Source organism: Falsirhodobacter sp. 20TX0035, from assembly GCF_028307215.1.
In the GTDB taxonomy this organism is placed as follows: domain Bacteria; phylum Pseudomonadota; class Alphaproteobacteria; order Rhodobacterales; family Rhodobacteraceae; genus Falsirhodobacter.
In genome coordinates this window covers 24,926-38,692 of record NZ_JAQMHV010000003.1, presented here as the reverse complement: position 1 = coordinate 38,692, position 13,767 = coordinate 24,926, and the positions used below count along the sequence as shown (strand labels likewise).

Annotated in this window: 16 protein-coding genes; 10 read left to right on the top strand and 6 right to left on the bottom strand. The window is 66.6% G+C overall.

What is annotated here, in order from left to right; all coding sequences use genetic code 11:
* Positions 1–23 precede the first annotated feature (23 nt).
* Positions 24–1,040 (bottom strand): DUF6456 domain-containing protein, encoded by a 1,017-nt coding sequence (locus PIJ50_RS05545; protein ID WP_271973452.1) that lies wholly within the window; start codon positions 1,038–1,040, stop codon positions 24–26.
* Positions 1,041–1,256: 216 nt separating this feature from the next.
* On the opposite strand from PIJ50_RS05545, the gene PIJ50_RS05540 reads away from it, so the two are divergent.
* Together PIJ50_RS05540 and guaA are read left to right on the top strand one after the other, a co-directional pair.
* Positions 1,257–1,532, top strand: coding sequence for a DUF6477 family protein (locus tag PIJ50_RS05540; protein WP_271973450.1), 276 nt, complete (start codon positions 1,257–1,259; stop codon positions 1,530–1,532).
* Between the two features lie 40 nt (positions 1,533–1,572).
* Complete coding sequence (guaA, locus tag PIJ50_RS05535) at positions 1,573–3,135, top strand: glutamine-hydrolyzing GMP synthase (protein ID WP_271973448.1); 1,563 nt, start codon at positions 1,573–1,575, stop codon at positions 3,133–3,135.
* 37 nt (positions 3,136–3,172) lie between these two features.
* On the opposite strand, the gene PIJ50_RS05530 is transcribed toward guaA, so the two are convergent.
* The gene (locus PIJ50_RS05530) at positions 3,173–3,493 is read right to left on the bottom strand and encodes a YnfA family protein (protein ID WP_271973446.1); all 321 of its coding nucleotides are present in this window, start codon (positions 3,491–3,493) and stop codon (positions 3,173–3,175) included.
* 142 nt (positions 3,494–3,635) lie between these two features.
* Between PIJ50_RS05530 and PIJ50_RS05525 the strand changes: the two genes are divergently transcribed.
* From PIJ50_RS05525 to PIJ50_RS05495, 7 genes are read left to right on the top strand one after another with little or no spacing between them, the layout of a single operon-like run.
* A complete protein-coding gene (locus tag PIJ50_RS05525; protein WP_271973445.1) occupies positions 3,636–3,881 on the top strand; it encodes a hypothetical protein in 246 nt (81 codons plus the stop codon).
* A gap of 42 nt (positions 3,882–3,923) precedes the next feature.
* Positions 3,924–4,835: a DMT family transporter gene (locus tag PIJ50_RS05520; RefSeq protein ID WP_271973444.1), complete on the top strand. Its 912-nt coding sequence runs from the start codon at positions 3,924–3,926 to the stop codon at positions 4,833–4,835.
* The gene (locus PIJ50_RS05515) at positions 4,832–5,698 is read left to right on the top strand and encodes an ATPase (protein WP_271973442.1); all 867 of its coding nucleotides are present in this window, start codon (positions 4,832–4,834) and stop codon (positions 5,696–5,698) included. The genes PIJ50_RS05520 and PIJ50_RS05515 overlap by 4 nt, the downstream gene beginning before the upstream one ends.
* A gap of 28 nt (positions 5,699–5,726) precedes the next feature.
* Positions 5,727–6,644, top strand: coding sequence for a homoserine O-acetyltransferase MetA (metA, locus tag PIJ50_RS05510; protein WP_271973441.1), 918 nt, complete (start codon positions 5,727–5,729; stop codon positions 6,642–6,644).
* On the top strand, positions 6,619–7,551 hold the full coding sequence (locus PIJ50_RS05505) for an alpha/beta fold hydrolase (RefSeq protein WP_271973439.1): 933 nt from the start codon (positions 6,619–6,621) through the stop codon (positions 7,549–7,551). The genes metA and PIJ50_RS05505 overlap by 26 nt, the downstream gene beginning before the upstream one ends.
* A 60-nt stretch (positions 7,552–7,611) precedes the next feature.
* Positions 7,612–8,478: a polyphosphate kinase 2 gene (gene ppk2 / locus PIJ50_RS05500; RefSeq protein ID WP_271973437.1), complete on the top strand. Its 867-nt coding sequence runs from the start codon at positions 7,612–7,614 to the stop codon at positions 8,476–8,478.
* A complete protein-coding gene (locus PIJ50_RS05495; RefSeq protein WP_271973436.1) occupies positions 8,471–9,082 on the top strand; it encodes a TetR/AcrR family transcriptional regulator in 612 nt (203 codons plus the stop codon). Before ppk2 ends, PIJ50_RS05495 begins: the two co-directional genes overlap by 8 nt.
* Here the strand turns inward: PIJ50_RS05495 and PIJ50_RS05490 are convergent.
* The 4 genes from PIJ50_RS05490 to PIJ50_RS05475 form a co-directional block, all read right to left on the bottom strand.
* Positions 9,079–10,152, bottom strand: a complete 1,074-nt coding sequence (locus tag PIJ50_RS05490) for an ABC transporter ATP-binding protein (RefSeq protein ID WP_271973801.1) — start codon at positions 10,150–10,152, stop codon at positions 9,079–9,081. The genes PIJ50_RS05495 and PIJ50_RS05490 overlap by 4 nt on opposite strands.
* 29 nt (positions 10,153–10,181) lie before the next feature.
* Complete coding sequence (locus PIJ50_RS05485; protein ID WP_271973435.1) at positions 10,182–10,988, bottom strand: ABC transporter permease; 807 nt, start codon at positions 10,986–10,988, stop codon at positions 10,182–10,184.
* Positions 10,985–11,863, bottom strand: a complete 879-nt coding sequence (locus PIJ50_RS05480) for an ABC transporter permease (RefSeq protein WP_271973433.1) — start codon at positions 11,861–11,863, stop codon at positions 10,985–10,987. The genes PIJ50_RS05485 and PIJ50_RS05480 overlap by 4 nt, the downstream gene beginning before the upstream one ends.
* Before the next feature lie 156 nt (positions 11,864–12,019).
* Complete coding sequence (locus PIJ50_RS05475; RefSeq protein ID WP_271973432.1) at positions 12,020–13,420, bottom strand: aminotransferase-like domain-containing protein; 1,401 nt, start codon at positions 13,418–13,420, stop codon at positions 12,020–12,022.
* 84 nt (positions 13,421–13,504) lie between these two features.
* Here PIJ50_RS05475 and PIJ50_RS05470 point away from each other — a divergent pair, with 84 nt between their 5' ends.
* Complete coding sequence (locus PIJ50_RS05470) at positions 13,505–13,711, top strand: DUF1127 domain-containing protein (RefSeq protein WP_271973431.1); 207 nt, start codon at positions 13,505–13,507, stop codon at positions 13,709–13,711.
* Positions 13,712–13,767: the final 56 nt, after the last annotated feature.

The window sequence follows — 13,767 nt, the reverse complement described above, 5'->3', positions numbered from 1 at the left end:
AGGGGGCCGACCGGCCCCCTTTTTCATCCCACCATCGGCCCGCGGCCATGATGTTCGGCGTAATGGCGGCGCAACCGTTCCAGCCCGATGCGCAGCACCACCTTGCCCGAACGGGCGGCCCAGCCCATGCGCTTTTCGCAGGCCTCCAGCCCTTCCAGATAGCAGCAGACCCGCAGGACCACGTCGCCAAGGCCCGGCCCCAGATCGCGCAGCGCCACCGCCACGCGTTCGCGCGCCGCCGCGGGGCCGAAACCGCCCGCCGACCCGCCCGTGCCCCGCGCCCCACCATCCAGGAACCGCTCCCAGTTCTGGGTGGTGTTCGGCATCATCTGCGCCAGCTCGAAATCCTCGCGCAGCCGTTCGGCGGCGGAAACGAGTTCGGGGGACAGGAAGGGCTGGCCATCCTTGTCGCGGCGGCGGCCCATCTGGGCCACGGGCGTTTCCACCTGGCCATAACGGGGGAAGCGCTCCTCCACCTCGGCGCCGTTCCAGTCGAACCCGGCCGGCGCCTCGGCCATGCCCTGCCCCTGACGCAGATGCGCGCGCCCTTCGGCCGACAGCGCGTAGGTGCTGATCCGGCCGGCCTTGCGGCAGGTGATCCAGTCGCGCAGCACGAAGGCCTCCGCCACCTCGCGCGCGACGACGGCGATGCGGGCCGTCTCGCCATTGGGCAGTTCGCGCAGGACGATGGCCTTCTCCATCTCGGGGGCGAAGGCCAGAAGCGCGCCGGGTTCGGCCAGGCGGCGCAGGATGCGGTGGGCCTCGGCCTCGATGGTGGCGGGGGTTGCGGGCAGGCGGGCGGGCATCGTCATGGGGGCATCCTTGGCGCCGGAGTAAAGGGTGAGAGCCGAATCCATCAGCGGATCGTCGCGGCGGTTTTCATAGCGGCGGACCTGCCGCAGCACGGTGGAGGCGTGAACCCCCTCGCGGCGCGCGATGGACCGCAACGACAGCCCCCCCGCCACATGATCCAGATAAAGGCGTGCCGCAGGCGGCAACCAGTCAGGGTGATCGGGGAGGATCGGTCCAGAAAGACCCATCGAAACTTTTCCTTGCCTGAGCCCAGTGGGGCCTTAGTTATGACACAATGTGACCATGAGGCGGGTTGGTTAGCAAAGGGTTAACCCCGAAGCCTGTCTGCAAAATTTATCTAAAAGTTGTTAACGGGGCTGTCGAATGGCGCGCGGAGGGGCGCCGCATTTCGCAACGCCCCCGAAACCCGTTGCATAAGGTGTCTGCCACATTGGAGACACATTATGACCGACTTCCGCACCCTTCTGGCCACCCTGTCCCGTCCCCGCCTTCTGGTGCGCGCCGCCCGTCTGGGGATCGAGGATTACCGCCGCGACCGCGACCTGCGCCGCCTGACCGACCACGCCCGCCCCGAATCGGCGCTGCCCCAGCTGCTGGAAAAGGAAGCCGTGATGGAGGCCACGCGCATGGCCGGCGACGCCTCCTATTCCGTGGCGCGGCATGTGGAGCTGCTGATCGCCCTGATGGCCGAGGCGCGCCTGCAACCGAGGCTCGTCTGACCCCTTGCCAATAAGGGGTTTTGTGCCTAATGCCGGGATCATGACCCAGCATGACCGCCTTCTCATCATCGACTTCGGTTCCCAGGTGACGCAGCTGATCGCGCGCCGCCTGCGAGAGTTGAACGTTTATTGCGAAATCCACCCGTTCAACAAGGTCGACGACGCCTTTCTGGCCGCGTTCGCGCCCAAGGCGGTGATCCTGTCGGGCGGGCCCTCCTCGGTCTTTGCCGAAGGGGCGCCGATGCCGCCCAAGGGCGTGTTCGACCTTGGCGTGCCGATGCTGGGCATCTGCTATGGCCAGCAGGTGATGATGCACTGCCTGGGTGGCCGCGTGGAACGCGGCCACGGCACCGCCGAATTCGGCCGCGCCTTCGTCACCCCGTCCGAGGAGCGGATCCCCCTGCTGGACGGCTGGTTCGGCGCCGCTGACGGGCGCGAACAGGTGTGGATGAGCCATGGGGACCACGTCTCGGCCATCGCGCCGGGCTTCAAGGTTCACGGCACCTCGCCCAACGCGCCCTTCGCCATCACGGCGGATGTGTCGCGCCACTTCTATGCCGTGCAGTTCCACCCCGAGGTGCACCACACCCCGCGCGGCGCCAAGCTGTACGAGAACTTCATCAAGCTCGCGGGCTTCACCGGCGACTGGACCATGGGCGCCTATCGCGAAGAGGCGATCCGCAAGATCCGCGAACAGGTGGGCGACCAGAAGGTCATCTGCGGCCTGTCCGGCGGCGTCGATTCATCCGTCGCGGCCGTCCTGATTCACGAGGCGATCGGCGATCAGCTGACCTGCGTCTTCGTCGATCACGGCCTTCTGCGTCAAGGTGAGGCCGAGCAGGTCGTCACCATGTTCCGCGACCATTACCACATGCCGCTGATCCACGCCGACGAATCCGAGCTGTTCCTCGGTCAGCTGGAAGGCCAGTCGGACCCGGAAACCAAGCGCAAGATCATCGGCAAGCTGTTCATCGACGTGTTCCAGAAGCACGCGGCCGATGTCGGGGGTGCCACCTTCCTTGCGCAGGGCACGCTGTACCCTGACGTCATCGAATCGGTCTCCTTCTCGGGCGGGCCTTCGGTCACCATCAAGTCGCACCACAACGTGGGCGGCCTGCCGGAAAAGATGGGCCTGAAGCTGGTCGAACCGCTGCGTGAGCTGTTCAAGGACGAGGTTCGCGCCCTTGGCCGCGAGTTGGGCCTGCCCGACAGCTTCATCGGCCGCCACCCCTTCCCCGGCCCCGGTCTGGCCATCCGCTGCCCCGGAGAGATCACCCGCGAAAAGCTGGAGATCCTGCGCAAGGCGGACGCCGTCTATATCGACCAGATCCGCAAGCACGGTCTTTATGACGAGATCTGGCAGGCCTTCGTCGCCATCCTTCCCGTCCGCACCGTGGGCGTGATGGGCGACGGGCGCACCTACGATTTCGCCTGCGCCCTGCGCGCGGTCACCTCGGTCGACGGGATGACGGCGGACTACTACCCGTTCACGCACGACTTCCTTGGCGAAACCGCGACCCGCATCATCAACGAGGTGCAGGGCATCAACCGCGTGACCTACGATATCACCTCGAAGCCGCCGGGCACGATCGAGTGGGAATGACCCCGCGTCCGGCCCAGGCCGGCGCGGGACCGCGACATCAGCCGCGGGGCGCGAACAGAATGATCGCCGCCCCGCACAGGCACACCGCCGCCCCGATCAGGTCCCACCGGTCCGGGCGCGCCCCCTCGGCCAGCCACAGCCACAGGACCGAGGCGGCGATATAGACGCCCCCGTAGGCGGCATAGGCCCGCCCTGCGGCGTCCGCCTCCACCCGCGTCAGAAGCAGCGCGAACAGGATCAGCGACAGCGTTCCCGGCAGGGTCCACAGCGGCGACCGGTCCAGACGCAGCCAAGCCCAGAAGGCGAAGCATCCGGCGATTTCGGCAAGGGCGGCGGCGGCATAGATCAATCCGGTCATGCCCGCATTCTGCACAGCAAGCTACGCAACGCGATCAATAAGCCACCGGTTCCCAAAATTTTCGTGAGGTTTCGCCCCCGACCCTTCGCGGATGTGCCGTCCCGTGGTAGGCCTTGGACAAATCAGGACAATCGGGCAGAACATGATCGACTTCGTGCGACGCAGCGCCAAATGGCTTGGAACAGCCGAATACACGGTGATGATGGGGGCGGTGTGGCTGGGCCCGATGCCCGTCCCGGTGTTCCGCGTGTCCGGGAACGAAGCGTGCCGCGTGGCCGTCCTGCTGACCCTGTGGGCCGCCACGGCGGGGCTGACGCTGGCAGACCTCGCCTTCGGCTCCCTCCCCAGCCCGTACGGCGTGGCGCACTGGGTTCAGGCGCGCATCTGATTCCATCTCGCCCAGCGGAAACGGGGCTGCTAGGACTGCGGCATGGAACAACGCAGCCTTTCCCCCCGCAACTGGGCCGACCTTGCTATCGTGGCCCTGTTCTGGGGCGGGTCCTTTTTGGCGATCCGGCTGGCGCTGGACAGCATGGGCCCGCACTGGGTCGTGGCGCTACGCTGTCTTGGGGCGTTCGTTCTTCTTCTGGCCGTCATCCGCTGGCGTGGGTTGCGCCTGCCGACGGACGGGCGATCCTGGGCGGGGTTCATGGCGCTGGGGCTGTTCAACAACGCCATCCCCTTCACGCTGATCACCTGGGCGGAACTGACGGTGCCCTCGGGCCTCGCCTCCATCATCAACGCCTCCACCGCGATCTTCGGGGTGGTGATCGCGGCGATGGTGCTGGCGGATGAACGGCTGACGCCGCGGCGGCTGGTGGGCGTGCTCGTGGGGTTTGCCGGCGTCGTCATCGTCATCGGGCCCAGTCTGCTGGGGCAGATCGACCTGACGTCCCTTGCGCAACTGGCGCTGGTGGGTGCGGCGATCAGCTACGCCGTGTCGGGGCCGATCGGGCGTCGCGTGGGGCGCGGCATGGCCCCCGTGGTCGTGGCGACCGGAATGCTCGGCTGCTCGGCCCTGATCGGCACGGTGGTGGCGGCCGCGACGGAAGGCGTTCCGACGATGCCGACGATGACCGGCGCGCTGGCGATCCTGTATCTGGCCGCCCCATCCACGGCGCTGGCCTACCTCATCTACTACCGCCTTCTGGCCACCGCGGGCGCCGGGAACACCAGCCTCGTGACGCTGCTGGTGGCCCCCATCGCCGTAACGCTCGGCGCCCTCGTGCTGGACGAGGTTCTGCCCCTGCGCGCCTTTGCGGGCTTCGCGGCCATCGGCCTTGGCCTTCTGATCCTGGACGGCCGCGTTCTTTCCCATTTCCGACCACGGAGCCTGCCATGACCCTGCCCACCCCCGGCGCCTGGCGCGCCGATCCCAAGCGCGTCCTGCTGTTCGGCATGTCCGGCCTGGGCAAGACCCACATCGCGAGCCTGCTGCGCGGCAGCGGCGACTGGTTCCACTATTCCGTCGATTACCGCATCGGCACCCGCTACATGGGCGAACACATCGCCGACAACTTCAAGCGCGAGGCGATGAAGGTCCCCTTCCTGCGCGAACTGCTGATGACGGATTCGGTCCATATCGGATCCAACATCGCGTTCGAGAATTTGGCCCCCCTGTCCACCTATCTGGGCAAGCCCGGCGATCCGGCAAAGGGCGGCCTGCCCCTTGACGAATACCGCCACCGGCAGGACCAGCACCGTCAGGCCGAGATCGCGTCCCTTCTGGACACGACCCACTTCATCCGCCGCGCGGGCGAACTCTACGGCTATGCCAACTTCGTCTGCGATTCGGGCGGGTCGATCTGCGAGGTGGTGGATCCGGACAACCCCGACGATCCGGTGATGCGCGAGCTGTCGTCGAACCTGCTGATGGTCTGGATCAAGGGCTCCGAGGCGCACACTGCCGAACTGGTCCGCCGCTTCGACCGCGCGCCGAAGCCGATGTATTACCAGCCCGCCTTCCTGACCGCCTGCTGGACCGCCTATCTGGCGGAGAAGAACGTGGAGGAGGCTCAGGTCGATCCCGACGACTTCATCCGCTGGACCTATGCCCGCGCGCTGGCGCACCGCCAGCCACGCTATGCCGCGATGGCCCGCTGGGGCGTGACGGTGACGGCCGAACAAGTGGCCGGACTGCGCGATGCCGAAGGGTTCGACGCCCTGATCGCGCAGGCGCTGGAAAACCGCGCGGCCAGCGCGTAAATAGGGGCCTCTGCAACGAGGTCCCATCATGCCCATCACCCTGCCCGAAAACCTTCCCGCCTTTGACATCCTGTCGAACGAAGGCGTGATGGTCATGTCGCCGGGCCGGGCGGCCATGCAGGACATCCGTCCGTTGCGGATCGGCCTTCTGAACCTCATGCCCAAGAAGATCCAGACCGAGAACCAGTTCGCCCGTCTGATCGGATCGACCCCGCTGCAGATCGACCTGCACCTGATCCGCATGACCGAACACCAGACAAAGAACACCGCGGCCGAGCACATGGCTGAGTTCTACCGGTCGTTCGACGAGGTGCGGCACGAGAAGTTCGACGGCCTGATCATCACCGGCGCCCCGATCGAGCATCTGCCCTTCGAGCAGGTCACCTACTGGGACGAACTGCGCGAGGTCTTCGCCTGGACGCAGACCAACGTCCATTCCACCTTCGGCGTCTGCTGGGGCGGGATGGCGATGATCCACCATTTCCACGGCGTGCAGAAGCACATGCTGGACGCCAAGGCCTTCGGCTGCTTCCGCCACGACAACCTCGCCCCCACTTCACCCTTCCTGCGCGGCTTTTCGGACGAGTTCGTGATCCCCGTCAGCCGCTGGACCGAGATGGACCAGCGCGAGATCGACGCGAAGCCGGGGCTGGTGACGCTGCTGGGATCGGACCGCGTCGGCCCCTGCCTGGTGGCCGATGCGGCGCATCGCGCGCTCTACATCTTCAACCATTTCGAATATGACAGCGACACGCTGAAGCAGGAATACGACCGGGACGTGGCCTCCGGCACGCCCGTATCGGTGCCCGAGGATTACTATCCCGACAACGATCCCGCCAAGCGCCCGCGCAACCGCTGGAGAAGCCACGCCCATCTTCTATATGGCAACTGGATCAACGAGATATACCAGACCACGCCCTATGACATTCAAGCGATCGGCACTTAGCCTCTGCCTGCTGCTGACGGCCTGCGGGCCCTTGGCCAACGCCCGCGCCGAGCGGATCGAGGCGCGTAACCCCCCGCAGGGGCAGATGGTGCAGGTGGGGCGCGCGACGGTGCACGCCGAAATCTCGGGCCGGGGGCCGGACGTGGTGCTGATCCACGGCGCCAGCGGATCGACCCGCGACATGGAGGATCTGGCCCGCCGCCTGTCCCCCCGCTACCGCGTCATCCGCTTCGACCGGCCGGGCCTCGGCTACTCCTCCGATCTGGGCAAGGACGGCAACAGCCCGCTGGTGCAGGCCGATTACCTGCGCGCGGCGGCCACGCAGCTGAGGGTCAAGGATCCCATCGTTCTGGGCCACAGCTATGGCGGCGCCGTCGCCATGGCTTGGGCGCTGGAGGATCCGGGCCACACGCGGGCCGTGGTCCTGCTGGCGGGCGCGGTGCTGCCCTGGGACGGCGGGCTGGACTGGCTGTCGCGCTTCGCATCCACCCCCGTGGGGGAGGCGACGGCGGAGCCTTTCGTCGCGGCCTTCATGCCCGACTGGGCGCTGAACCGCGTGGTGAAGAACCTGTTCCAGCCGAACGATCCGCCCCCGGATTACGTCGAAAGCACGGATGCGGAACTGGCGCTGCGGGTGGACACGATCCGCGCGAATCTGCGGCAGCTGAACGCGCTGAAGGCGCATCTGTGGCTGATGGCGCCGCATTACCGCGACCTGCACATGCCGATCGAGATCGTGCACGGGCTGGCCGACGGCGTGGTCGACTACAAGATCGAATCGCTGCAGATGACCGCGCTGCCCAATGTCCGCGTGACGGCGGCGCCGGGCGTGGGCCACATGCTGCACCATGTCATTCCCGAAGAAGCCGTCGCCGCAGTGGACCGCGCCGCCGCGCGCGCCAAGTGATGGAGGACGCCCCGCGATCCTGCGACCCACGAGCCCGCGATCCACGAGAAGGAGCCTGCCATGACCCTGCCCTTTGACGGCGCCATCACCCGTTATCTGGAAGACGGCGCCCCCGCCGACATCCGCAAGGTCCTCCGCAAGGCGGACAAGGACGACATCCTTGCCCCCGACTGGCCGTGGGAGGAGGAGATGCGCCGCAAGGACTACGAGGCGCAGATGGACGGGCTTCAGCGCCAGCTGGTCCGTATGGCCGCCGACGTGAAGGCGACGGGCAAGCGCGTTCTGGTGGTGTTCGAGGGGCGTGACGCGGCCGGCAAGGGCGGCACGATCAACGCGATCCGCGAGAACCTGAACCCGCGCGTGGCGAACGTCGTGGCCCTCGCCTCCCCGACCGACCGGGAAAAGGGGGAATGGTATTTCCAGCGCTATGCCCAACGCCTGCCGGCGGAGGGCGAGATCGCGCTGTTCGACCGCAGCTGGTACAATCGCGGCGTGGTGGAAAAGGTCTTCGACTTCTGCACGGATGCCGAGCGCGAACGCTTCTTCCGTCAGGCCCCGGATTTCGAGAAGATGCTGGTGGAGGACGGGATCGTGCTGGTGAAGCTGTGGCTGAACGTCAGCCGTGCCGAACAGCTGCGCCGCTTCCTTGCGCGCGAGGCGGACCCCCTGAAGCAGTGGAAGCTGAGCCGGGTGGACGTGGAAGGTCTGGCCCGCTGGGACGACTACACCCAGGCGATCGACGAAACGCTGGACCGCACCCACACCGCCGTGGCCCCGTGGACCGTGATCCGCTCCGACGACAAGAAGCGGGCGCGGATCGCGGCGATCCAGACCGTGCTGCGCGCCGTGGCCTATGAAGACCGCGACGACGCCCTGATCGGCACCCCCGATCCCCGCATCGCCGGAGGGCCGGAGATCCGTGGCTAGGCGCGGCTATCACCACGGCAACCTGCGTCAGGCGCTGGTGGAGGCCGCGCTGACCCTGATCGCCGAAAAGGGTCCGCAGGGCTTCACCCTGTCCGAGGCGGCGAAGCTGGCCGACGTGACGCCGGCCGCCGTCTACCGCCACTTCACCGGCCGGGACGAGCTGATCGTGGAGGTGGCGCGTCAGGGCTATGACATCTTCGGCGCGCTGATGACCTACGCCTTTGACGACGGCCGCCCCACGGCGCTGGCGGCCTTCGAATCCGTCGGGCGCGCTTATCTGGCCTTTGCCCGGAAATACCCCGGCCACTACAAGGCAATGTTCGAAAGCGGGCTGTCGATCCAGAAGCATCCCGATCTGGCCAAATCTGCGCAGACCTGCACGGCGGTGCTGGAACAGGCCGCGGCCCGCCTGTCCGTGCACATCCCGCCCGCAAAGCGCCCGCCGCCGGCCATGTTCTCGGCCCATGTCTGGGCGATGAGCCATGGGGTGGTGGAGCTGTTCACCCGCGGCGACGCCCGATCCCCCTTCCCGGCCGAGGATCTGCTGGAGGCCGGGATCGGGATCTACCTGCGCGGCCTGGGCCTTCTGCCGCAGGACGCCTAGCGGAACAGGATCAGGGCCCCCGGGCTCCACCCCACGCGGACGCGCATGCCCAGATCGAAGACCGGACGGCCGAAGACGTTGCGCGCGGACAGGCGAATGGGCTTTTCGGTGCCGTCGATGCGCACGTCGTAATAGGTCATGTCGCCGTAATAGACGACCTCCTCCACCGTGGCCGACACCTCGCGGTCCGCCGCGGTCTGACCTTCATACAGCAGGGTCAGGATTTCGGGGCGGAAGCCCACGGCGGTGCCGGTGTCGGCATCATCGGCCACCTGATCCGGGGTCACGGTCAGGCGGCCGAAGCCCTGGGCCTCCACCTCCACCGCGTGCTCGGTTTCGGACACCACCTCGGCCGGAAGGAAGTTCATCGTGCCGATGAACTCCGCCACGCGGCGCGAGTTGGGGCGACGATACAGGGTTTCCGCGTCGGACAGCTGGGCGATCTCGCCCTCGAACATGACGGCGATGCGGTCGGACATGACCAGCGCCTCTTCCTGATCATGGGTGACGAGGACGAAGGTGATGCCCACCTGACGCTGCAGGCGGATCAGTTCGACCTGCATCTGTTCACGCATCTTCTTGTCCAGCGCGGACAGGGGTTCGTCCAGCAGCAGCACCTTCGGCTTCAGGATCAACGCCCGCGCCAAGGCCACGCGCTGCCGTTGCCCGCCCGACAGCGCATGGGCGGCCCGCGCGCCGTATCCCTTCAGGCCGACCATGGTCAGCGCCTCTTCCACCCGCTGCGCAAGGTCCGCCTTGGGCAGGCGCTGGCGGCGCAGGCCGAAGGCCACGTTCTCGGCCACGGTCAGGTGAGGGAAGATGGCGTAGCTTTGGAACACCATGTTGGTCGGGCGCTTATTCGCCGGCACGTCTGCCATGTCGCGCCCGTCCACCAGCACGACGCCTTCCGAGATGCCCTCAAACCCCGCGATGGTGCGCAGCAGCGTGGTCTTGCCGCAGCCCGACGGGCCCAGAAGCGAAAAAAACTCCCCCTCCCGGATGGTGGCGCTGATGCCGCGCAGGGCGTGGTAGTCGCCATACCACTTGTGAACATCCCGAAACTCGATCATCGGCTTGTCGGAGATGGGGGATTTCGGGATCACAGGAAGCCTCCGGTATCCTTGCCGCCGGATTTCGCGATGCCGCGACGGCGGTAATATTCAGCAACGGTCAGAAGCAGCACCGAAAGGGCGACAAGGATCGTGCCCAGGGCCATGATCACGGGGACCGAGGCCGGGAAGCGGAACTGCGAGAAGATGTAGACGGGCAGCGTCACCTGCGTGCCGCCAAGGAAGAAGGCGATGATGAATTCGTCCAATGACAGCGTGAACGAGATCAGCATGGATGAGATGATCCCCGGCATCACCAAAGGCAGGATCACCAGCCGGAAGGCGCTGACCGGCGTTTCGCCAAGGTCGTAGGCGGCTTCTTCCAGCGACCGGTCAAGGCCCTGGAACGCCGAGGTCAGGATCGCGATAGCAAAGGGCGTCGTCATCAGCACATGGCCCAGAATGACGGTGAAGATCGACAGCGGGATCCCGATGCCGAGAAGCACCACCAGAAGCGACACGGCCACGATGATCTCGGGCAGGACCAGCGGCAGCATGATCAGCCCCATCACCGGCGCCTTGCCCGGGAAGCGGTAGCGGGTGGACGCGCGGGCCGCCAGCACGCCCAGCACGGTGGACAAAATGGCCGTGGACACCGCGATGATCAGCGAGTTTTTCAGGGCCGGCCACAGGCCCGGCTCGCTCCACATCTGGGTGAACCAGCGGGTGGTGAAGCCCTGCAGGGGGAAGGCGATGACCGTGCCGTCGTTGAAGGCGAAGATCGGCAGCAGCACCACCGGCGCGTACAGGAACAGCAGATAGCCGATCGTGTAGATGCGGAAGACGCCCCCCTTCATTTCGTCCCTTTCAGATAGCGGCGCGTGAACAGCAGGAAGATGGCGCTGATCACCGCCACGATGCCCATGGCGGAAATGGCCAGCGCCGAGCCCAGCGGATAGTTGTCGAGCCGCAGGTATTGCAGCTGGATCAGGTTCGCAACCATCCGCCCCTCGGGCCCGCCGACCAGTTGCGGGGTGACGTAGTCGCCGATGGTCGGGATGAACACGATCAGCACCGCCGCCACCACACCCGGCATTGCCAAAGGCAGCGTCACGCGCCCGAAGGTCACGATCCGGGATTCACCCAGATCCTGCGACGCTTCCAGAAGCGAGCGGTCGATCTTTTCCAGCGCCACGAAGATCGGCAGGATCGCGAAGGGCGCATAGGCGTGCGCCAGCGTGATCACGACCGAGTTCGTGTTGTAGAGAAGGAAGGTCAGCGGTTCCGAGATGAGGCCGAACTTCATCAGACCCGCGTTCAGCACCCCGTTGTAGCCGAGGATCACCTTCCACAGGAACACCCGGATCAGGTAGCTGGTCCAGAACGGGATGGTGATCAGGAACAGCCAGGTGGACTTGCGGCTGGGTTCCACGTGGAAGCTGACGAAATAAGCCACGGGAAAGGCCAGCAGCACCGTGGCCACCGTGACCAGAAGCGACACGATCAGCGACCGCAGCATCACCCCACGATAAAGCGGATTGGTCCACGCCTCGTGATAGTTGGCGAAGGTGAAGTCGCGCACGATCTCCAGATAGCCGTCGGTCAGGAAGCTGTAGACGACCAGAAGCAGCAGCGGCGCCAGCAGCAGCAAAAGCGCATAGATCGCAGGCGGTGCGATGAGGAGGAGGCCGCCTTTCGCCTCCGCCTCGGCGCCTTGGGCGCGTCGTGCCATGGATTCCCCTGTCCGTTCGTCTGTCCGCCCGACTCTGCACAGCGGGCGCGGCGGCGACAAGCGCATTTTCGGCCGGACGTGATATTTTCACATCAGGGTCACAGTGGGAAATTCCATGCGCTTTCCGTCGCTTAACGGGTCAGGTTCACGCAGAGGTCAAACGATAAGCTCCGCCGGCGGGCTCAGCAGAAGGTCGCGGATCTGGTGCATCGCCTGCTCGAACCGCTCGCGCGGGACGGCTCCGGCCACGGCAAGCCGCACGGCGTTCGGGGCGTGGCCGTGCACCAGCGCGTATTCGTCGGCCGAACGGACGAGGATGCCCGCCGCCTGCGCCATGCGTGCGAAGGTGGAGGCGCGCCATCCGGCGGGCAGCCGCAGCCAGACAAAGGGAAGGCCCGGCTGCCACGCGATGTCCTGCCCGTCCAGTGCGCGCACCATCAGGTCCAGACGCTCGGCGAATTCGGCCTGGCTGCGCTGGCGCAGGGTGTGGGCGGTGCCGTTCTGCAACAGCTCCAGCGCCAGTTCGCTGATGGGGCGCGGCATGGCGAAGCTGACATGCTGCGCCGTCATCCGTCCCGCCGTGCCCATGCCGCGCGGGCAGATCACGTAGCCGAACCGCAGCGCGGCCGACACAGATTTCGACCAGCTTCCGACATACCACGTCCGTTCGGGCACATGCGCCCGGATCATCGGATAGGCGCTTTCCGACACCGAGTAGCAATCGTCCTCGATCACCTGAAGATCGTAGGCGCGGGCGATCAGCGCGATTTCCGACCGGCGGTGTTCGGGCATCCGGGCGGCAGTGGGGTTCTGCGCCTCGGTCGTGACGCAGAGGATCTGCGCCTTGTGGCGGCGGCAGGCGGCCTCCAGCGCGTCAGGGCGCAAGCCGTGCTGGTCCAGTTCCACCCCCACGGTTTCGGCGCGCGACAGGCGGGCGGCGTGGCGGAAGCCGGGATAGGCCAGATCCTCGGCCAGAACCACCGGACGGTCGCCGCGCAGGCAGCAGTTCATGATCAGGTTGATGGCCGCCTGCCCGCCATGGGTCAGGGCGACGTCCTCCTCCTCCACCGGACCCATGCGGCGGTCGGCCACCCACTGGACGACGGCCTGCCGTAGATCGGTTTCGGCCACCTGCGTGGGATAGTCGACATAGTCATCCTCGATCCGGTCGGCGAGGGCGTGGAACGCCGCGCGGATCGCCCCCGCCTGCCCCAGATGCGGCAGAGAGGGCGACCGCAGGTCGACGACGCCCTGCGCGATCAGGGCGCTTTCCACGAACAAGGGTTGCGTCGGGCCCAGCTGCGGCGTCGTCGCGGCCACGAAGGTGCCCCGGCCCACGGTGGCGGCCAGCAGGCCTTCCTGCGTCGCCAGTTGATAGGCGCGCGAGACGGTGCCGGGCGTGATCTCCAGCTTCCACGCCAGATCGCGCACCGTGGGAAGCTGCGCGCCCGCCGTCAGCACCCCGTCCCGCACCGCGTCCCGCAGCGCCCGTGACAAGGCAAGATATTTCGGGCCCGGGTATTGTGTCAGGTCCGGACGCCAGTTTGTATCAGTCACAATAAACTTCTCGCCGCCGATAATTAGACAATCTATATCTTGAGGAGCTTTAACCCCTATATTGTATCAACACAAGGTGTGATCATGACGGCGACCTCCCTGCTCTCCCCCGCGACGCCTTTGCCGCCGCTGGCACGGGTTGCTTTCCGTCTGGCCCACGCCGTTCTGGGCTGGGAACTGCGCCGCACCACGCGCCGCCATCTGGCCCGTCTGGACCCGCATTTGCTGGACGATGTGGGCCTTGACGCGCACACGGCGCAGGAGGAAACCGCCCGTCCCTTCTGGCGCTGACCGCCAAAGGTGCGACGATCGGTCACTTCTTTGTCGACACTTCGTGAGAATCGCGA